Raw genomic sequence first — 23,216 nt, forward strand, 5'->3', positions numbered from 1 at the left:
ATGCGTACGAAATCCAAGCGTTCCGCTGCCACGGCTGCCCTGCGCGGCAGCAGCCGTCAATTCAAGAACTCGGTGGCACTGCCTGTGCGTCGGGTGGCGCAAGCTGTGCGCTCGCTGGCCGCGCCTCAGTCTCGCCAGAAGACCGCCTGGAGCGTTGAGCCGCTGGAGCCGCGGGTGCTGCTCTCCGGTGATGCCATTCCGGGCGTGCACGTCATCGAAGGCACGGTGGGGCAGCCGGGCGAGCAGGACCGCTATGAGTTCGTGGTGAACGAGCGGTCCCGCTTCCTGTTTGATGGTGTCCAGGGGGATCAGATGCTGTGGCAGCTCAGCGGCCCGAATCTGACTGACAAGTTCGACTTCCGCAATCTGACGGCCAACGGTGATCGTTTCCTGGATCTGGATCCGGGCACCTACACGCTGACCGTGGATGCCGTCGGACACGGCGTGGGGGCCTACAAGTTCAGGCTGCTGGGCGTCGAGGCTGCCCAGCCCATCACCTCGGGCGTGCCCGTCACCGGGACTTTGCAGCCGGGCTCGCAGGCGGCGCTCTACAGCATCAATGTCGAGGCGGGCGAGCGGCTGTATTTCCAGTCGGACAACGCCAGCGCCACCGGAAGCTGGAGCCTTTTCGATCCCACTGCAAGCCTGGTCATCGGACCGAGTGCCTTGAATGCGGATGGGGCCTCGGTCTATGTGGCGCAGCGCGCAGGCACCTACTGGCTGTCCGTGGAAGGGCAGGCAGGTGCGAGCACCACGGTCAACTATGGCTTCAGGATGTTCAAGAGCTCGGGAAACGCCCAACTCCTGAGCCTGGGCCAGGACTATGTCGCCGACCTGAGCGTGCCGGGAAGCCGCCTGGCCTATTCCTTTGACCTGAACCGGACCACGCAACTGGCATGGGACCAGCTCAGTGGCCCAAACAGCAGCATCCAGTGGAGCATTGTCAACATGGACACCGGCATCACCGTGTCCACGGCAGCGCTGTCTGCGCAGGATGGAGCCGGCGCGCCCCTGCGTCTGACGCCTGGTCACTACCAACTGGTGCTGGCCTCGTCCGGACGCACGCCGAATCCGGTGCGTTTCCGGCTTCTGGACGCAGGCCAGGCCAGTCCGCTGGCTGCAGGAGATCTGCTGCCGACCGATGCCGGCCGGGCCCTGGGGGGCTCGGTGCGTCGCATCGACGTCGGGCAGGCCAGCACCCTGTCGCTCGCTCATCTGGCGTCTGCGGATGCCGGAGCGGTGAAGAACACGATTGCCAATTCGCGGGACTGGCTGGCCAGCGATGGCACGCCGGAACTCACGGACGTCACCCTGGGCGGTGGCCTTACCGGCGTCAACGATGTGCAGATGCTGCGGGTGTTCGCCGCGGCCGGTGACCAGTTGCGCTTCGCGGTCGAATCCTCGGATATTGCCCAACGTCTGCGCCTGTTCAACGCCGCTGGCCTGGAGCTGGCCAGCACGACTGGCAGCACGCTGGATTGGACGGCAGCCTCGACCGGGCTGCTGTACCTCGGCGTGAGCCATGCCGCCAATGGCAGCTACAACCCGACCCTGGTGCCGACTGATGGCAGCCCCGCGCCGGGTCACCTGCGGCTGAGCCAGACCCGCACCCTGGCCAAGCCGGCGGCAGCGGGTGACATTGCTGATGTCATTGCTGATGCCCAGGACGTCCTGATCGCCAAGGGGGCCTCCCGCCCGGTGAACATCACCATTGGTGACGGCGCCACCGGCACGCGCGATGTCGACATGTACCGGGTGGTGCTGGAGGCCGGCGAGACCTTCCGGCTGACCACGCCCAACGGCAGCTTCGACGGCTTTGCGCGCATCTTCGATGCCAACGGAACTGCCCTGAGCGCGGCCAACGACACTCCCTTGGCCTATATGGTGGCGACGACGGGTGTCTACTACGTGGGATTCAGTGGCAATCCCAACACGGGCTACTCCGCCAACACGGGCGGAAGCGGCTCGGCAGGGGCAACAGGGGTCATGCAGGTCACGTTCACGCGCGAGCCCGGCACCAGCACGCCGCCCGCGGAGCAATGGGTGGTCACGGACAGGCAAGGAATTCTGGTCGGTTCCGGAAGCCTGGACCAGGGCAGCGTGGCCAGCGTCGATCTGAACAGCGCCGGCAGCTACTACCTTTGGACGAATCCCGCCCTGGGCAATGGCAGCCGCCGAGGCGACTTGCGCGTGGGGCTGTGGTCGACGACCAGCGTAGTTCCCGTGGCCTTGAACCCGAGCGCTTCCACGGAGTTTTCTGGCAACCTGGAGCAAAGCGGCCAGCCCCTGACCTTTGCGCTGACCTTCCCGAGTGCCGGGGCCTGGATGCTTGAGCCCACGCAGGTCCCGGCAGGCACGCAGTGGCGGTTGGTCGGCCCTTACGGTACGGGCCCCTGGACGGATGCCACGACGAATCCCGCCAGCACCAGCCCCCTCTTCTTCGGAGCTGCGACGTATCGCCTGGAAATCCGCACGCAGAGCACGGCGCTGGGAACGGTCGCCTTCCGTGCTGTCGGGCTGGAGTCGGCCCTCGAGCTGAACAGCGCCGAGCCGTGTGCGCTGCCCGATCTGGCAGTGGGCGGGACCGCGCTGTACAAGCTGGCATCGGCCCCCAAGGATGCTTTCGCTGGCGCTTTCTCGGCCGCGACAGCCGATTTTCTTGTCCGCGCCTACGATGCCTATGGCCAGAATCTGCCGCTCGATGGCAGCGGCGGCTTTGCGCAGCGCGGGGCGACGGGGCCGGTCTATGTGCGTCTGGTGCGCATCGCCCGCAGCACCGACGCCGCCCTGACCTACACCCTGACGCGCACGCCGGCCGTGCCGCCTGTGGTGGCGCCCGCCATGAGCATCACGCTGGGCACCGAAGTCAATGACAGCAATGCCGGTGTCAGCACGCCGACCTATTCATTCACGATGGGGACTGAGGGTTGGGTCGCGCTCGAGTGGCAGGAAGGCAGCTGGACCACCTGGCGCTTGACCGGGCCGCGCGGTGTCGTAGCCAACGAAGCGATCCGCGAGTCCATCAGTGGCGGCAGCTGGAACGTACCGGTCCGCTGGGTGCCTCCAGGCACGTATACGCTGCAGCTCAGCGGAGGTACCGGGAAGGCCCGCTTCACGGTGCGTACGGGGGCGACGGCCGCGTCCATCACCACCAATTCCCTGGTGACCCGGAACCTGGACAGCCTCGATGCCTACGAGTTGTTCGACATCGAACTGAGCGCCGCGAACAACAACTACCTGCGCCGCGCCACCTTGACAGACAGCGGCTTCTATTACCGGCTGTATGACGCGGGCGGCGCCTTGAAGAACCAGGGCACGCTGTCCAGCTTCACGCCGATTCTCCTGTCGGTCCCCCGGGATGGCCACTACCTGCTGGCGCTCGCTCGCAATGCGCAGGGTTCGATGAGCGGTCCGTCGGTGCGGTTCGATGTGGCCACGACACCAGCTGCACCGATGCCACTGCCCGCCGGAGGCCTGATCAGCGGTTCTTTCATCCGGGCCTACGACTCGATCGCATACACCTTTTCCCTGCAGGAGAGCTCCCATCTGGTGCTGGACCAGAAGGCGGGTAACAGCGGGGTCTACAAGCTGCAGAATGCGGCGGGTGTAGAGGTCCAGCCCTTGTCGCAGTCTGGTATTCCCTCATGGGGGCTGGAGGCGGGGCGCTACAAGCTGATCGTCAACGGCCCGCCCTATTTCGCCGATCCAAGCAGCGTCTACAGCTTCCGCACCCAGGTCAGCGTACGCAACGATTCGCGTGTGCTGGGCTTCACCGACCCGACCCCATTGACCCTCAGCGGCGGCACGGCAGACGCCGTGCTGCAGGCCGACCTGGAAGCAGGACTGAGCTATCTGATGATGCCTGCGGCACCTCTGGTGTCCGGCGCCAGCCTGCGGATTCGGGTGTTCGATCCCAATGGTGACCTGGTGTCCACCGTGGCCGAAGGACAGCGCTTCACCCCCACGATATCCGGTGGCTACCGCTTCATGATTGGCGGCAGCAATGGCGGTGCTGGCTTGACTGGGACCTATGGGCTCAAGCTGGTCAAGGGCGCCCTCACGACGCCCCCCCTGGCCATGGGCTCCGACATCGTCGACTCGCTCAGCCGCACCCTGGACGAGTCGCGCTACCGCTTCACCGTTGCCGACGCCACGCGCTTTGCGCTTTCCGTATCAGGGGAGGGTGTGCAGGCGCGCCTGGTGCGTGTGGACACCGGCGCGACGGTGCTGACCTCTGCCAATCTATCCACGACCCGCCTGATGCAACTGCAGGAGCTGTTGCCTGGCACCTATGAGTGGCGATTCCAGAGCCTGAAGGATGGCGCTGCGGCCTATCGCCTTCGCATGGACGACGTCAGTGCGCTGCAGCAGCTGAGCCTCTCGACGCCGGCTGTTGCCTCGGTGCCTCGCTCGCATTGGGCCAATGCCTGGGCTTATGAAGGCACGCAAGGCGAGCGACTGACCCTGGATCCTCGTGTGCCCAGCGGTGGCAAGGGCTACTGGCAGCTGATCGGGCCCAATGGTTCGACGGTGGTTTCCGGCACACAGACCGGGATGACGGACGCGATGCAGCGCCTGGTGCTGCCTGAGACGGGTCGCTATGTGCTCTTCATGTACGGCGATGTCAACGACGCCAACGCGCGGCAGTCGTCCTTCCTGGTGCGCCGGTACGCCGAGCCTGTCATCCCCATGGAGATCGGCAAGAAAGTCAACGGCACGATTGCGCAGCCGGGGGACATGCCCCAGTACAGCTTCACGCTGGACCGGGACACCACCCTGGCGCTGAGCGCCACCGGCGGTGCGATCGGCCTGGAGGTCTGGGGCGATTCGGGATACGCCGGCGGCATCAACCTGGGCTGGTCACCCGAGGGCCTTACCGTGATGCGCCTGCGCGCCGGGGCCTATGTGCTCAAGGCCAAGGCCGAGGTCAGCGTGACGGCCAGTTTTGCCTTCCAGTGGCAGGACCTGGAGAAGGACGCTGTACCCCACGGGGCTGCGACGGACTTTGATGTCGAGCTGCCACCCGGCAAACAATACGCCGTGCACGCACTCGATGTGATCGGCTCAGAGCGCTACAGCCTGAGCCTGGCCGGCATCGGGGCAGGCATTGGCGCCGTGGACTATCGCGTGGTGTCGACAGACGGCTACTCGCTGGCGTCCGGAAGCTCGCCTGGCGCGGCGTCCACCTGGCGGGCCAACCGCAGCGGCCGTGTCTACCTGCTGCTGAACACGCGGGTGCCTTCGGCCGAGTCCAGCCACGCCCAGGTCAAGGTTCGGCAGGCCGTGGTCACAACCAAGGCCCTGGTCTGGGACACCCCCTTGACGGAGACGCTGAACAGCAGTGTCGACCTTGTCGAGTACACCTTCACTCTCGATGCGCCTAGCCTGGTCGACTTCTCGCGTATTTCCGTGACCGATGGTGGTGCAGGTTTCTATGTTCTGACGGAGGCGGGCAAAGCTGTCGTCAATGAACTCGCCGACAGCAGCTTCGGCCCCCATTTGCTCAAAGCGGGCCGGTACAAGGTCAGCCTGTCAGGCAACGCTTCTGGCGTTCCCGCCGAGCTGAGCTTTTCCGTCAGCAAGGTGCCCGCCGACCGACAGTTGGGCAGGCAGGCGGGTCTGGCGCGTACTCTCGCCGCACCTGCCGGCATGGCCACAGAGCAGGTCTGGAGCATGGAGGCCGCACCAGGCGACACCCTGACGCTATCGGCCTCCCATTGGCCGGGGGCAGGGGAGGTCCAGATTCTGGTACCGGGCAGCATCTGGAAGCCTACAAGGTGGGTGAGCTGGACGCCGACGTCTGAACCTACCTTTTCCTCGGACGGTCTGTATTTCGGCGGGCTTTTCCTGATCCGCGTGCTGCGTCCCGCACAGGCGGACGTCGCAGACAACAGTTTTGCGCTGCAAGCCACCGTGGCCGGCGGCATGGTGGCTGCACCACTGGCGAGCACCACCTCAGCTCGCGGAACCGTCTATGGCGACGACGAGCGTCGCTATGGATTCACGGTGACCGAGCCTGGGCTCTGGTATCTGGATTCGAAGTACGGCGAGGAAACCGGCGGCTGGCGCGCCTTCGGGTCGAACGTTACCGTGCGCGATGAACGTGGTGTGGTCCTGTCGGATGACTGGCAGCAGCCTATGCTCCTGAAGGCTGGCAAATACACAGTGAGCATCGTTAACGGGGATTTCGATTTCGTCTGGCGACGTCTGGACAACATCGCACCCATGACCCTTGGCCAGACGGTAAAGCAGGCCCCAGGAGCGAGCCGCTTGGGCTACTTCTACCGCGTCGACGCCAAGGCCGGTGATGACTTGGTGTTCAACCTGACAGGCGTCGACCCCCGCACCATGTTGATGTCGCTGTACAACGGCTACGGTCAGCAACTGAAGCGTTGGGGGGGCGAGTTCGAGTCACCGAGTTCAGGCTGGCTGGCCAGGGACGACGGACCGCTCTACCTGGTGGTTGACTGGGCCTCCAATGGCAGCGAAACCGCCTTCAACGACCACTCCGTCACCGTCAGCAAGCGCACGCCGCCCCCCTCCAGCGCCCTGGTGCTGGGGCAGACCGTCAGCGGCAGCCTTGACGCGAGCACGAAGGAGCGCAACTACACCTTCACGCTCAGCGATGCCAGCACCGTTCAGTTCGACCGCCTCAATACCGGCGTGGGTGACGGGCTGATCTGGTCCCTCTCGGGGCCCGGCGGCGAGATCGTCACGGACAGTCCGCTGACGTCCGGCAGCAATACGCCGGCCATGTCCACCCTCAACCTGGCTGCAGGCGCCTACACCCTGTCGGTGAAGAACCGCGCGGGGCTCAGCGCCAGCTACGCCTTCCGCCTGCTGGACCAAGCCGCCAGCACGCTGCTGAGCAATGGGCAGGTGGTCCCGGGCCAGCTGCTGCCCAGTGGCGAGATGCAGGCCTACAGCATCGACGTCGCCGCCGGGGACCGGCTGTTCGTGGATTTCCGCACCCTGACCTCGCAGCAATCCATCTACGACAGCACGCTGAAGAAGAACCGGCCGAACTACACGGCCGGCATCCGCATCGTCGACCCCTATGGGCGTGACGTGAGCAGCAAGGACATTGCCGACACGGAGCTGGTGGCCACGGTGGGTGGGCGCTACACCATCCTGCTGGACAACTACCTGGCCTACAACGTGGCCGTGGACTACGAGCTGGCGGTCTACGTCAACAAGCCGGACACCCCCAAGGTCATTGACGTCGGCGGCGTGAGCTCCATGGACCTGCAGGTGCGGGACGTGGCCGTGAGGGCGGCCGGGGCGGGCGAGTCCGTCCGCTCGGGCGGCCTGGTCACGGTATCCTGGACCACGTTCAACAAGGGCAGCCAGGCGACCAAGGGCGACTTCGTCGACCGGGTGAGCATCCGCCGTGCGGGCACGGGTGAACTGATTGCACAGGTGACGGTGCCCTATGTGGAGTCCGCGCCTGGCAATGGCGCCCTGCTGCCGCTGCAGCAGCTGCCGCGCCAGGCGGACCTCCGCCTGCCGGACGGTCCCGACGGCGTTGGTGAATTCGTGGTGACGGTGGAGACCGATGCCATGAACTCGCAAATCGAGAGTGGCAGTGCCGAGTTCAACAATCGCGCAAAGGCTAACTTTTCAAGTGAGCTTGCCAACTACGCCAATCTGGTGGCCGAGTCGCTGGGCATCACACCTGGCGACAGCTGGTCTGCCGGTCAGGCCGTGCGGGTCGAATGGGCTACGCGAAACACCGGCAACAAGGCGGCCACCGGCAGCTGGAGCGAACGCATCGAACTGGTCAACCAGACCACCGGCATCGTGGTGGCCAGCCTGACCCAGGCCGTCGTCGACCAGCATATTGACGCCGGGATCTCCGCCGCCCGCAGCATCAGCTTCAACTGGCCGAATGGCCTCAATGCCATCGGCGTCTTCCGTCTCAGCGTGACGGTGGACACCTTGTCCGAAGTGAGCGAGTTCGGCGCTGGCGGCGCCCTGGAGGCGGACAACACGCAAACCCGCACGCTCAGCGTAGGCCCCGATCTGGTGGTTCGCAATGTCGGCCTGGTCCGCTCGGACCTGCAGTCTGGCGATGAGGTCACCCTGCTCTGGGACGACGTCAATGAGGGCAGCGTGGCGACGCCATCGGCGTACCAGGACCGCGTGGTGGTGCGCCGTCGCAACGGTGATGGATCCGCCGGCCCCGTGCTGGTGGACACGCTGGTTTCCTTCGCCGGGGATGCGGCGGCACCGTTGATGGCAGGTGAAGCTCGCCGACGGCTGTTGAAGTTCACGCTGCCAGACGGCGTGCAGGGCAGCGGCACTTATGACGTCACCATCACCGCGGACAGCTCGGTCAGCACGACCGGCATTCTGTTCGAGGTCAATGCAGGCGGCACGGCAGAGACCAACAACAGTGCCGACAGCAACTTCAACGTGGCGCTGCGCCCGTATGCCGATCTGAAGCCCATCTCGCTGCAGGTGCCGGCCGCCGTCGATTCCGGCGCCTTGACCCGTGTCGAATGGACCGTCCAGAACCAAGGGCCGGTGGCTGCCCAGGCCACGGGTGGCCTGTGGGTGGATCGCATCGTGCTGACCGCGGACGGCACCGTTGGCAACCGGGACGACGTGATCCTTGCCAACGTGGTGCGAACCCAATCGCTTGCAGCGGGCGGGGACTACACAGCCTTTGCCAATGTGCGGATCCCGACACGTCTGCAAGGCAACTACCGCATCGCCGTGATCTGCGACGCGGGCGCTGCGGTGAGGGAGCCTGACACGCGTGCGGACAACATCCTCATCTCCGATGCGCTTGCCATCCGCCAGACCTATGTAGATCTGGTGCCTACGGTCTCCCCGCCGGCCGGTCCCTTCCTGGCCAACCGCAATGTCACGATCGCCTGGAGGGTCGACAACCAGGGTACCGCGGCGACGGACCGCAGCAACTGGACGGACAAGATCTACCTGTCCCGGACGCCCAGTCTGGACGCCAGCGCTGTTGAACTGGGATCGGTGACCCATGTCGGCGGCCTGGAGACCTCGACCGGCTACGACGCCAGCATGAGCGTGCGTCTCCCGGCTGGCCTGACTGGCGCTGTGTACTTCATCGTCAAGACAGACGTGTACGGCGTGCTTTCGGAGCCGGGTCATCTGGGGAACAACACGGCCTCGACGGCCTCGTCCTTCGAGGTGCTGCCGGAGCCCCGCTCGAACCTGGTGATCCAGAATCTCAGCACCCCGGCCGTGTGGCGGGTGGGTGAGTCCCAGCGCTTGAGTTTTGATGTCGTCAACGTCGGCAACGATGTGGCGAGCAGCTACTTCACGGAGCAGGTGCGGCTGGTGAATGTGGCCCGGCCGGACTACTTCCTGGAAGTTGGCCGCCAGAGCTGGGCGGGTACGCTCGCCGTTGGTGAGCGCTACACCCGGTCAGTGGACGTCCTGGTCCCTTCGCTGCCATCTGGCAACTGGCGTCTGGAGGTGTTGGCCGATCCCTCCAATGTGGTGAGCGAGACCGATGAGTCCGACAACACCAGCAGCGCACTGGTCCAGGTGGCCTTCCCGGATCTGGTGGTCGACTCGATCCAGACGACGGGTGTTCTGCGCGGCGGCGAGACCTTGAAGGTGAGCTGGCTGACGCGCAACCAAGGCACGGCTGACGCCCGCATGGTGCGGGACGTGGTCTACCTGTCCTCAGACGGTACGCTGGGCACCAAGTTGGCCGAAGTCGTGCACGCCGAAGTGTTGGCGAGTGCTGAGCTGCGCTCGGAGATCGGCTTCACACTGCCGATCTCCGCCTCCGGTAGTTTCCGCCTCATCGTCGTCACCGACAGCAGTGGCGCCAACAACGAGTCTGAGCTCGGCGAGGCCAACAACCAGCAGGCCCTGTCGCTGCCCATCGCGGCGGACCCTGCCGCTGATCTGTTCGTATCGAGCGTCAACGCGCCTTCGCGCACCGTCGGCGACCCGGCCTCCCTCAAGGTCACCTGGACCGTGACCAATATGGGCAACGGCCAAGGCCGCACCACGTCCTGGACTGACCGCGTGGTCTATTCCACCGACGACGTCTACGGCAACGGCGACGACATCCTGCTGGGCTCCGTGGTCCACGACGGCCCCCTGCTGGACGGCGATCACTACGATGCCGAGCTCACCGTGCAACTGGCCGCCGGCCTCACCCGCCGCGGCAAGGTGCTGGTCCGCACCGATGCAGGTGACGCCGTCTGGGAACGCGGGCAGGAAACCAACAACGTCGGTGCAAGTGACACCGTCGACGTCATGCCCATTGCCTATGCCGACCTGCGGGTGGAGTCCGTCTCCGCACCGCCCACGGCCTTCAGCGGCACACCCTTCAGCGTCAGCTGGACCGTGGCCAACCGCGGCATCGGCATCACCAATGTGAGCAGCTGGAATGACAGCGTCTGGTTGTCCACGAACCCGGACGGCACGGGATCGCGCGTGAACCTCGGCAGCGCCAGCATCCTCGGTGCGCTGGGCGTCAACGGCTCCTACACGCGCGAGCTGCAGTTCATGCTGCCGCAGGGTCTGTCGGGCACCTACTACGTCAACGTCAGCACGGGCGGTCCCTTCGAGTTCGTCTACGCCAACAACAACGCGGGCAGCTCGGCTTCCATGGCCGTGCAGCTGTCGCCGTCTCCTGACCTGCTGGTGGAGTCGGTCGTGGTGCCGGCCACCGCCCAGGAAGGCAGCCTGATCGAGGTCAGCTGGACGGTGCGGAACCAGGGCTCGGCTTCGGCCTCCGGCAGCTGGATCGACAAGGTCGAACTGGTGCCTGTCAATGGCGGCAGCGCCATCGTCCTGGGCAGCTTCGCCTTTGACCGCGGCCTGGAATCCGGTATCCAGTACACCCGCACCGAGCAACTGCGCCTGCCGGCCAGGATCGAGGGCGGCTACCGCCTGCGGGTCACGACCAACGCGGCAGCCAGCCTGTACGAGCACGGCGCCGCGGCAGGCAACAACGTCAAGACCTCGGACACCGACCTGGTGGTGAGCCTGCTGGCCAGGCCAGATCTGCAGGTCACCCTCGTGACGCCGCCCGATTCGGCGGTGGCCGGCGGCACCGCCGGCCTGAGCTTCACCGTGAAGAATGCCGGCTCGGTGCCCACGACGGGGCGCTGGACCGACTACGTCTACCTGTCGGTGGATGGCACGATCTCCGGTGACGACATCCTGCTTGCCCGCGTGCCCAGCGGCGCTGCGCTGAACCCGGGGGAGAGCTACACGACCAATATCGCCTCGGTGGACATCCCCATCCGCCTGCGTGGCGATGCCTACTTCATCGTGGCCGCCGATGGCTATGCCAATGTCGACGAATACCCCAGCGAGGGCAATAACGTCAACAAGGCACGCTTCACGGTGACGCCTGTGCCCTTTGCCGACTTGGTCACCTCCAACGTGGTGGCGCCCGACCAGGCCGTGCGCGGTGGCACCATCCAGGTCGACTACAAGGTCAGCAACCGCGGCAACGCCACCACCCGTGGCGACAGAAGCTCCGTCGACAAGTGGACGGATTCCATCTGGCTCGCGCGTGACCGCACCCGTCCGTCCTTGAGCAAGGGCGACATCAAGCTCATCGACATCGTCCACAGCGGGCATCTGGCGCCGGAAGCGGACTATCTGGGCAGCCAGCAGGTCACCATTCCCGACGATATCCGGACGGGCCAGTACTACCTGACCGTCTGGAGCGACACCTACGACGTCATCCTGGAGGACACCCTGGCTTCGAACGTCAACCCTGACGATCCTGGTCGAATTGACAATAACAACTACAAGGCGCGTCCCATCGGCGTGCTGGGCGTCACCCCGCCCGACCTGACCGTGACGGAGGTTGTGGCGCCGCCCGTGGACGACGCCTCCACCGACTACAGCTTCAGCTACACGGTGCAGAACCGCGGCGACGCCTTCACCGGCAACTGGACAGACACCGTCTGGCTGGCCGACAACGCAGACCTCTCCAGGGCCACGGTCAAGTGGCGCCTGGGCAGCTATGCCCAGAAACGCACCTTGGGTCAGTACGAGAGCTACACGCTGAGCCAGACGCTGATGCTCAACCCGGCCGCCGCCGGGCTGGTGCTTGTCGTGCAGACGGACAGCTGGGGCTCCGTCCAGGAACTCGCCGAGGGCAACAATTCGCTCTCGGCGGCCTCCGTCGTGAGCAATGCGCCGGCCGACCTGCGCGTGACGGCCGTAGAGGTGCCGCCCACCAGCGATTCCGGTGAGCCCATCACCGTGCGCTGGACCGTCACCAACGAAGGGGCGCCGGTCTGGGCTGGCACCAAGACCTGGATGGACCGCGTCTTCGTCAGCACCGATCCCGTGCTGGACCCCAACCGTGCGCGCTGGCTCGGCGACGTGCTGCACAGCAATGCGGAAGGCTTGGCCACCGGCGGCCGCTACTCGGCGTCAGGTACCTTCAGCCTGCCTCCGGGCATCAGCGGCAAGTACTACGTCTTCGTGCTGACCGACGCGAGCCCGACAGCCCGCAACTACGACGAAACGCCGCGCCCTGTCCTCATGCCTGAGGTCGATCTCGGCCTGCTGGACAACGATAACGCGCGCGACCGCTACTACCCCGGTACCGCCTTCGAGAGCCGCAACGACAACAACATCGGCCGTGGCAGCCTGGACGTGGCCTACCGCGAGCCGGACCTGCAGGTGGGCGAGATCAGCGTCTCCAACCCTCATCCGCAATCCGGTGACACCCTCACGGTCACCTGGACGGTGACCAACATGGGCACCCGTGCCACGCGCCAGATGAGCTGGTTCGACGGCCTGTACCTGTCCCGGGATTCCAGCCTGGATGGCACGGACCTGCCGCTGCCGGAACGCGGCGACGGTGTGGATCCCAACCTGCGCGTGGTGCTCACCACCATAAAGGGCATGGACGGCAAGCCCAAGTTCCTGGAGCCAGGCGAGTCCTATACGCGCAGCGCGACCGTCACCTTGCCCTCTTCCTTCGGCGGTGACTTCAAGCTCATCGTCAAGGCCGACACCGGGACCTACAAGAACGTGGACGACAGCTACGTCGTCAGCTCCATTCGCGAAGGCCTGGCCACCGTCAAGCAGTATTCGGCGGCAGGGCGCGTCGGTGAGTTCCAGGACGAAGGCAACAACACCGGGTGGCTGGCCTTGCCCGTCACGCGGGCCGACGCGCCAGACCTGCAAGTCACCCGCGTCAGCATCCCCGAGCGAGTGCTGGGCGGGCAGACCTTCTCGGTCGAGTACCGCGTGGACAACCTGGGCGGCCGCACGCCGGCCGACCAAGGCACGTGGAATGACATGGTCTTCCTGTCGAAGGACCGCTTCCTCGACACCAGCAAGGACCGCTACCTCGGCTATGTGACCCATACCGGGGGCTTGGCCGCCGACGCGGGCTACAGCGGCAAACTCGACTTCACCGCGCCGCGCGACCTGTCCGGGGCGTACTACGTCTTTGTGGTGACGGACCCCGCCAACACCTGGGGCACGCGCGCCTCGGGAGCCGTCCTTGAATTCGGCAAGGATGGGAACAATGCGAGCGCCGCCCTGCAGCCCCTGCTGATCGAGACGCCGCCCCCGGCCGACCTGCAGGTCGGCGAGGTGATCGTGCCGCCCAGCGCGCAGGTCGGTGATGAGGTGACCCTCCAGTTCACCGTCCGCAATGTCTCCGACAACACGGCCTATGGCCGCTGGACGGATGCCCTGTACCTGTCCTCCGACAACGGCTGGGACCTGGGTGACACGCTGCTCGGCAAGGTCGACCATGTGGGCGACCTGGCGGGCAATGGCAGCTACACGGGGAGCCTCAAGGTCAGGCTGCCGGCGATGAAGGACGGGACCTGGCGCGTCATCGTCAGGCCCGACCTCTACAACGAGGTTTACGAAGGGCCCATCACCTACACGGCTACCGGGCTGAACATCGCCCCGGGCGAGGCCAACAACCGCACGGCGAGCGCTGCATCCATCCATGTGGAGGTGCCGGTGCTGCGTGTGGGCGCCCCGCTGTCCACCTCGCTGAGCACGGATGAGGTGAAGGTCTACCGCATCGATGTCGCGGCGGGCGAGACGCTCCGCGTGAAGCTCGATTCGCGGGCCGATGTCGGCGCCAACGAGCTGTACCTGCGCTGGGGCGACATCCCCACGGGCACCAGCTTTGATGCGGCCTACACCAACCCGGTCTCGCCGGACCAGGAGGTGCTGATTCCCAGCACCCAGGCCGGCAGCTACTACGTGCTGGTGCGTTCGCGCCAGTCCGCAGCAGGCACGCCCGTCACCCTGCGCGCTGAGCTCATGCCCCTGGCCATCACCAAGGTCACGCCTGATCGTGGCGGCGTGGGCGACGATGCGCACCGCTGGGTCAGCTTCGATATCTACGGTGCCCGCTTCGCGGCGGGCGCCCTGGTCAAACTCGCACGGCCCGGCGTGGCCGAGATCGAGCCCGAGCGCTGGCAAGTGCTTGACGCCACGCACATCCGTGCCGTGTTTGACCTGCGCCATGCGCCCTTGGGCCTCTACGACGTGGTGGTCACCAATCCCGACGGTCAGAAGGTGGTCGACGCCCAGCACTACCTGATCGAACGCGCCATCCAGGACGACGTGACCATAGGCATTGGCGGCGCCAACACCCTGAACCCCGGCGAGAGCTCGATCTACAGCTTCACGCTGCAGAGCCTGACCAATGTCGACACCCCTTATGTGAAGTTCAGCGTCGGCGCCTCCAACAACGGCTATAGCAAGGACGTGCTGGGTGGCCTGAACCTGCCCTATCTCGTCTTCGCCTCCAATGTGGGCGGCACGCCGCGCGGCGCGGTGGCAGGCTCCGCACCGGCCAACACTCAGCAGTACGGCGGCACGCCCACGCAGGCGCTGAACCGCCGTGACGTGCCCTGGGCCTCGCTGGATGGCACGGTCAACAGCCATGGCATCAACCTCGCGCCGGGCTATGCCTTCGACCTCAGCGGCGGCGGCAGCGTCGACATGAGCTTTGCGGTCGCCACCTATCCCGGCCTGGCCGAATGGATGGCCTACGACTTCGAGGGCCTGCGGGCCAAGCTCTACGCCATCCGTCCGGAATGGAAGGAGCAGGGCCTGCTGGACGGTGGCATCGCCAGCCTGGACAAGATCGCGCCGGGCCTGACCGCCAAGTTCCTCTCGCCCGATCCGGATACGCACCTGTCCTCGATCGAGCAACTGGCCATGCCCTTCCGCTTCGACACGGTGGGCGCGGCCACGCCACTGACGCGCGACGAATTCATTGCCGACCAGTCCCGCTACGCGCGGCAGTTGCGCACAGCCATCCTGGCCGACGCCAGCGCCCCGAACGCCCTGCAGACGCTGGCGGCTGACGAGGCCCAGTGGGTCCGCGGCTGGCTGGCCGCGCTGGAGGCCTCCGGCCTGCTGCGCCCGGTCGACCAGGCGCCGCCCATCAGCCAGAGCACGCCTGTGCTGAGCCTCAACGCCACCCTGGCCACGGGCATCCTGATGTCCAAGGCCGGCGACAGCTACCGTACCCAGGCGGACATCCTGGGCTTCTTCGCCAAGGTCCAGCAGTGGTACGGCGACACGGCACGCTACGCCGGTGACGAGAAGGCCGCGACGCCCGAACTCGACTACATGGAGGAGCGCGAGAACGCGCATGGCGACATCGTCAAGGTGCCGGTCTACAAGTCCCCGCAGGCCGGCGACTACCGCGTCGATGCTGCCGCGAGCACGCATTTCATCAACTTCCGGACCTTCGTGGGCAACCGTGCCGAGCTGGAGTACCTGCGCCACATCGGCCTGCTGGATGCCGACTTCCAGCCCGTGGGCCCCCAGGCCCTCAATCTGACGCAGTACCTGCAGCAAGCCGCCGTCGCCAACAGCGACGCGGCGGTCACGGTCAAGGGCCCGCAAGCCCTGCCTGGCGTGGACGGCAAGGGCTATGTGCCCGCGAACTACGCGTTGCCCTACACCATCAATGCCAGCAATCCGTCACAGGGACCGGTGGGCCAGCTGCGCATCGTGACCCAGATCGACGAAGACCTGGACATCCGCAGCCTGCGCCTGGGCGACATGAAGGTCGGCGACATCAACGTCCATCTGCCCACCAGCAAGGCCGTCTTCCAGGGTGACTTCGATTTCACGGGCAGCAAGGGCTATGTGCTGCGCGTGAGCGCCGGCATCGATGCCGAGACCCGCATCGCGACCTGGCTGATCCAGGCCATCGACGCGGACACCGGTGAGGTGCTGCACGACGCGCTGCGCGGCCTGCTGGCGCCGGACGCCAAGAACCCCAATGCGCAGAAGGCCAGCGTCAGCTACACCGTCCAGGCCCTGGATCGCGCTGTCAGCGGTGCGGCCATCACGGCCCAGGCGCGCGCGGTCTTTGACGCGCTGCCACCACAGGAGAGCGCCCAGCAGGCCTGGTCGCTGGACGCCAGCGCGCCGGTCACCACCGTGCGCGCCGGATTCGCCGGCAATGACGGCCAGGGTGCACCGACCTACGACGTGCGCTGGGAGGCCGTGGACGATGCCAGCGGCGTCAAGCATGTGACGGTCTACGTGGCCGAGGACGGCGGGGACTTCCGCATCTGGAAGAAGCAGGTGGTCGGCGCCAGCGGCGCGGCCCTGTTCACCGGCGTGGCTGGCCGGCATTACGAATTCATGGCCGTGGCCACGGACATCGCCGGCAATCGCGAGGCGGCCAATGTGGCCAATGCCGTGCTGCCTGATGACGGCAGCCAGCAGGCGGCCCAGAACGCGCTCGGCCAGATCGAGCAGGTTCAGGGCTCGGCCACGCTGCCGGCCGCGACACCCGACCGCAGCTATGCCAGCAACACGCTGTTCCAGCAGGCGAGTCTGGCCTTGCCCGGCTTCGTCGCGACGGCGCAGCCTGCCGACTTCCAGTCGGTGCTGGCGCCGCTGGCACTGCGTGGCTTTGCCAGCGGCTTCCAGAGCAGCAGCGCGGACATTGGCGTCCAGGCCCTGGTGGAACTGCCGGACGGCAGCATCCTGGCCAGCGCCGGCAGCCAGCGCAACCAGGTCTTCCGCTTCGACAAGAAGGGCGGCCGCAGCGTCACGCCGCAGTTCGAGCTCGACAGCCCTGTGCTGGACATGACGCTGGACCTGCACGGCCAGCTCTGGGTCATGACGGGCTCCGAGCTGCTGCAACTCGATGCAGGGACCGGTGCCGTGCTTTCGCGCACCCGCGGCGCCAGCGGCGATCCGCTGACCCAGGCCCTGACCCTTGATCCGGCCAGCGGGCTCTTCTACCTGAGCTCCGGCAATGGTGTGGAAACCTACAACCCGGCCACGGGCGCCTGGACCCACTTCTCCAACACCCGTGTCACCGATCTGGCCTTCGGTCCGGACGGCCGTCTGTGGGGCGTGAAGTCCAATGGCACCCTGGTCAACAGCGGTGCTGAGGGCAGCCACACGGACATCATCAGCTTCCCCATGTCCGGCAAGACCAAGGGCCGGGCCGAGCTGGAGTTCACCGTGGCGGGCGCGGTGCAGAGCATCGCCTTCGGTCGCGCTGGCTCGCCGCTGGCCGGCCTGCTGCTGGCCTCGACCTCGACGGCGCAGCGGCCAGTGCTGGGTACCAGCGAGGCGCCGCACAGCAGCAGCCTCTGGGCCATCGAGCTGCAAAGCCGTCGCCAGCTGCAACTGGCCAGCGGCGGCACGCGCGAGCAGGCCCTGCTGACCACGGCCGATGGCCGCGTGCTCGTGGGTCAGACCACGCGCATCGACGAGATTGCGCCGCTCAAGGCGCCGGCCGTGCTGGCCAGCAGCGTGCCGGATGGCAGCGTGCTGCCCCTGCCACTGAACCAGGTCTCCATCGTCTTCGACCAGGACATGTGGCTGGGCGAGGGCGGTGACGGCTCCGAGCCCGGCTCCGTGCTCAATGTCGCCAACTACGTGCTCAAGGCTACCGGCAGCAGCAGCGGCCTGACGCTCAACCCCAGTGCCGTGCGCTGGGATGCTGCCAGCCACACGGCCATCCTGACCTTGCCGGGCCTGTCAGCAGGCGGCTGGGAGCTGGACGTGGGGCAGCGCATCCTGAACGCGGCCGGCGTGCCCCTGAGTGCGGTCTATGTGTCGACCTTCACGGCCGTGCTGGACATGAGCACGATGCTGCGCATCGACTTCAGCAACACCCGGGCCGACCGCGCCACTGGCGCGGTGAGCTACGACGTCAGCATCACCAATATCGGTGCCGATGACGTGCGCGGCCCGATGACCCTGCTGCTGGATCCCGGCCGCTACTTCAGCGGCCAGATCAGCGGGGCCGGCAGCCTCGCGGGGGATCAGTCCGCCCTGTGGGTCATCGACCTCACCGCTGCGCTCGCCACCCAGGGCGGCAAGCTGGTCGTGGGCGCCACCCTGGCGGATCAGACCGTCAGCGTGCGTCCCGCGAGCTACTTCGGTACCGGCGTCAGCGGCCTGGCCAAGTTCAACCTGGGCCATGGCGTCTATGCCGTGCCCTACCAGAACACGCCGCCCACCCTCGCCAATGCAGATGCTAACGATGCAACGGGTGTGTCTCTGGCTGCCGCCACCGTCGGCCAGGCCTACGCCGCCCAGCTGCAGGCCGTCGATGCCGACGGCACCGCCTTCTTCTGGCAGATCGTCGACGGGCCTGCGGGCCTCACGCTGACGCCGGGCGAGGTGGTCCGTCGCGAGGATGGCGCCTACACCCAGAACGCCACCCTCAGCTGGACGCCCGGTGCCTCGGCCCTCGCGAATACGGAGGTGCTGGTCCGCGTGGTCGACAGCCGTGGCGGTAGCGACCTGAAGCGCTTCAGCCTGCCCGTTGTGGGCGGCAATGCCGCGCCCATGGTCGATGCCATCAGCAACATCACGCTGACCGAAGGCCAGAGCCTCAAGCTGCCGCTGACGGCCGGCGATGCCAATGGCGATGCGCTGTCCTTCACGGTGCGCAACCTGCCGGCCGGTGCCCGCTTCAATGCGGCGACCGGCGTGCTGAGCTGGACGCCCAGCTACGACCAGGCAGGGGAGTACAAGGACATCACCGTGCTGGTCAGCGACGGCAAGACCGTCGCCCTGCGCCGCTTCAACATCAGCGTGCGGCAGGGCTATGCCAAGCCGCAGCTGGCCGCCGTGCCGGCCCAGAACCTGCGCGAGGGCGAGCGCTTCGGCCTGCAGCTCAGCGCCCAGGTGCCGGGAGGCCTGCGCCATGCCGATGGCAGCACGGTCACCCTGAGCTACAACGCCGCCTGGCTGCCCGGCGGGGCCACGCTCAACACCGAGACCGGCTGGTTCGAATGGACGCCTGGCTTTGCCCAGGCAGGCCACTTCGAGGTGCCTGTCACGGTGACGGCACGCTTTGACGCCAAGGACGGCTCGGCGCCGGTTTACACCCGCGTCGACGGCGTGCTGCGCCTGGACGTGGTCAATGCCAATGCCGCGCCAGTCTTCGACCCGGTCGAGACCTGGGCGGTGATGGAAGGCCAGTCCCTGCGCGTGAGCCTCTTCGCCTTCGATCCGGACAATCCGGCCTTCGCGCCCAAGGTCCGTCTGTCGCCCACCGGCCCGGCCGTCAACGACGGCGGCAGCGCCGTGTCCAGCGTCAAGTACACCGTGGCAGGCCTGCCGGCCGGTGCGGTGTTTGACGAGGACACCCTGGAGCTGATCTGGACGCCGGGCTACGCCCAGGCGGGCACCTACCACGTCACCGTCACCGCCAAGGACGACGGCAACGGCACCGGCGTGCCGCTGTCCAGCCAGGTGACGCTGCCCATCACGGTGCTCAACGCCAACCGCGCACCCAGCATCGGCGCCATCGCCAATGCGGTGATCGATGCCGGCACCACGCTGGACATCCCCGTGTCCGCGACGGATGCCGACGGCAATCCCATCACGCTGACGCTCAACGGCCTGCCGGCCTTCGCCAGCTTCGTCCAGGGCAGCAATGGCCAGGGTTTGATCCACTTCGCACCGCCGACTGGCCTGCGCGGCGACTACACCGTCACCGTCATCGCCAATGACAACGGCGACGGCGACGTCAACCAGACCCAGGCCCAGTCCATCAGCTTCGTGCTGACCGTGCGCAGCCTCACCATGCCGCCGCGCTTCACGCTGCCCAGCACCGTGGTGGCAGTGGCGGGCCAGGCCCTGAGCATCCCCATCCAGGTCAGCGACGCCGACCAGGACGCCCTCAACTTCATGGCCAGTGGCCTGCCTGCAGGAGCCCAACTGGTGCGCAATGCCCAGTACGGTTCCGCCACCATCACCTGGACGCCCACGGCCTCCCAGATCGGGACCCACAACGTCAGCGTGGCCGTGACCGACAGCGGCCTCCCGCCTGCGGACAACGGTACGGCCCTGGACCCCAGCTTCGTGCCGGTACCCAACACCACCGCGGTCGACCTGCGCATCGTGGTGCGATCGGCCAATGTGGCGGCCAGCCTGCTGAGCATCAGTGCTACCGGCGCCGCGCTGGACGCCGACCCGCTGGGCGGCAGCATCACCAACGTCCTTGCCGACGAAGGTGTGCCCCTGACCCTGGACCTGCTCGCCACCGACGCCGACCTGGACTTCCTGAACTGGACCGTCACCGGCCAGCCCTCGGGCATGACCCTGGAGACCCTGCCCAGCAGCGATGGCCAGGGGCGCGTGCGCCTGCGCTGGACGCCCGGCCTGTTTGCCGCGCAGTCCGGCCAGGACAGCGCCACGCCCGGCGTCTACACCCTGACGCTCACCGCCAGTGATGGCAGCGCCAGCGTGTCACGCACGCTCAAGCTGACGGTGCGCAATGTCAACCAGGCGCCCGTGATCCTGCCGCTGCCCCTGCAACTGGTGCAGGAAGGCCAGACCCTCAGTTTCCGGGTCACCGCCTATGACGCCGACGCCGACGCCGCCCGCCTTTCCCTGCTGCATGACGGCACACTGCCGGCAGGCATCCACTTCGATGCCGGCAGCGGCTACTTCGAGTGGACGCCCGATGCCGGTGTGGTGAACAACGCCGAGGGCAGCAGCAAGACCTTCACCTTCAACTTTGCCGTCTCCGACGGCAGCACGAGCGGCCTCACCCGCGCCGTGCAGGTGCGGGTGCTGGACAGCAACCGCACGCCTGAGATCTCGGCCAGCAGCCATGCCCTGGTCGTGGGCCAGAGCTTCGACCTGGCCGTGCAGAAGCGCCTGCCGGGCGAAGCCGGCCTGGCCGGGGCGCTGCAGCTCAGCGATCCGGATGGTGCCGTGCAGACGCAGGGCCTGACCGTGTCCTTCGAGCGCCTGCCCGAAGGCGCCGTCTATGACGCCGCCAACGGCCGCCTGCGCTGGACGCCCGGCCCGGGCCAGACCGGTGACTTCGTCGTCCTGGCTCGCGTGAGCGATGGCCACGGCAGCCGCATGCAGAGCTTCACCCTGCGCGTCGTGGCCAACGACGAGGCCGCCGTGAAGGCTCACTCGCCCAAGATCCTGATCAACCTCACGCCCAGCACACCGACCCTGCCGGGCCAGGCCGTGGTGGCTACCGTGCGCGCCACCAGCTTCAGCGAGATCGCCAGCCTCACCGTGCAGATGCGCGGCGCGGCCCTGGGTGGCTCGGACGCCGACGCCTGGCAGACCGTGCCCCTGGACAACACGGGCCGACTGCGCATCACGCCGACGCTGCCAGGCTTGGTCGAGCTGCGTGTGACCGCCCGCGATGCCGACGGCTTCACCGCTGTGCAGACGCAGACCGTGCGCGTGCGGGATCCCCTGGACGCTGTGGCGCCCCAGCTCGTCTGGGGCGGCGAACTGGCAGGGCAGGGCGCAGACAGCGCCCCCGTGACCCTGCGCAGCCTCGCCACCCTGCAGGCCCGCGTGGACGAAGCCCAGCTGATGGGCTGGCGCCTGGAGATCGCCCCTGCCGCTGGCGGGCAGGTGAACGAGGGTGACTGGCGAGTGCTCGGCCAGGCCGACCTGGCCCAGGACAGGCCGCAGGACCTCAGCGTTCATGGCCTCCTGCCCCTGGTCCAGCTGGACCCCGCCCGCTATGCCAACGGCGTTTATGCCCTGCGCCTGAGTGCCTGGGACCTCGCCGGCCGCGTGGCTGAACTGCAGGGCCGCGTCGTGGTCGACAGTGCGGTCAAGCAGCTGAGCCAGGCCAGCGCCGTGGATGCCAGCTTCCAGCTCGGCAGCCACCGCTTCGACCTCGCCCGCAGCCTGCCCACCCGGGCAGACCATGCCGGTGACCTGGGCAACTGGACACTGCCGGCACTGGATCTCCAGCTGAGCCACGACCAGGCCTTCCGCACCCCGCTGGGTGCCACGGCGCCCTGGAACCAGGGTGCCCGCGTCTGGCTGCAGGTGCCCGCGTTGCTGGCCGATGCCGGCAGCCCGGCCCTGGGCCAGACCCTGGCCTTCACCCTGGGCCTGCAGTCGCAGGAACTGGTGCATGCCGGCAGCAGTGCAGTGGGCACGCCGCGCAGCCTTCGTCCTGTCTTCCAACTGGCGCCCGGCGCCTCGGCCGCGCTGGCCGGATGGAGCCTGCAGGCCTTTGGCGACCACACCGCCAGCGACGGCACGCAAGCCCTGTCCGATGGCAGCCAGGTGAGCGCGGATGTCCTGCAGCAGCAGGGCCAGCGCCTCTATGACGCCATCAGCGGACTGCCCTGGGTGCCGCAGAGCTACTGGCTCACCGGCCCCGACGGCACGCGCTACAGCCTGGACGCCCAGGGCCGCGTCACCGGCGTCCGCTTTGCTGATGGCCAGGCCTGGCTGGTCAGCGACGCAGGCCTGGTGCTGGCCGGTGGCAACACCGCCCAGCGCGTGGACTTCGTCCGCAATGACCGCGGCCAGATCGAGCAGGTCAGCGGCGTGGATGCCGCCGGTGCCCAGCGCACCGTGGTCTACCGCTATGACGGCCAGGGCCGCCTGATGCTCAGCCGCGAGCTCTTCGCGGCCGGCACTGGCACCCTGATCGGCTATCACGCCGATGGCAGCGTCATCACCGACGCCATCACCGCCAACTTTGGCGCCGCCGTGGGCTGGCAAGGCAGCGTGGCCTCCGCCACCAACCACTGGACCGGCACCCTGGGCGCCAGCCCGGTGAACCTGGCCTATGTGGTCCGTGAGAGCGAACTGGCCAGTGCGGTGAAGGTGGCGGGCGCGCAAGGCGCCATTACCCTGGCCTTGACGGTCCAGGGCGCCGGCACCTTCCAACTGCTGCAGAACACCGGGGCCGCGCTGCTGGGCACCCACACGACGGGTTCGGGCACCAGCGCGCGCACCGTCTTCCTGCTGCGCACCACCCTGGC

General features: G+C 67.2%; 1 protein-coding gene (running past one end of the window). It reads left to right on the plus strand.

All coding sequences use genetic code 11. The annotated features are described in order from the left end of the window. On the plus strand, nucleotides 1-23,216 hold the 5' portion of the coding sequence (locus ACS5PK_RS00600) for a VCBS domain-containing protein (protein WP_439438342.1). The gene runs 9,763 nt beyond the window's last position; the window shows 23,216 of its 32,979 coding nt (coding positions 1-23,216); it begins with the start codon at nucleotides 1-3; its stop codon lies beyond the right edge, outside the window.

The sequence above is a fragment of the Roseateles sp. DB2 genome, from assembly GCF_051857535.1.
Lineage (GTDB): Bacteria > Pseudomonadota > Gammaproteobacteria > Burkholderiales > Burkholderiaceae_C > Roseateles_B.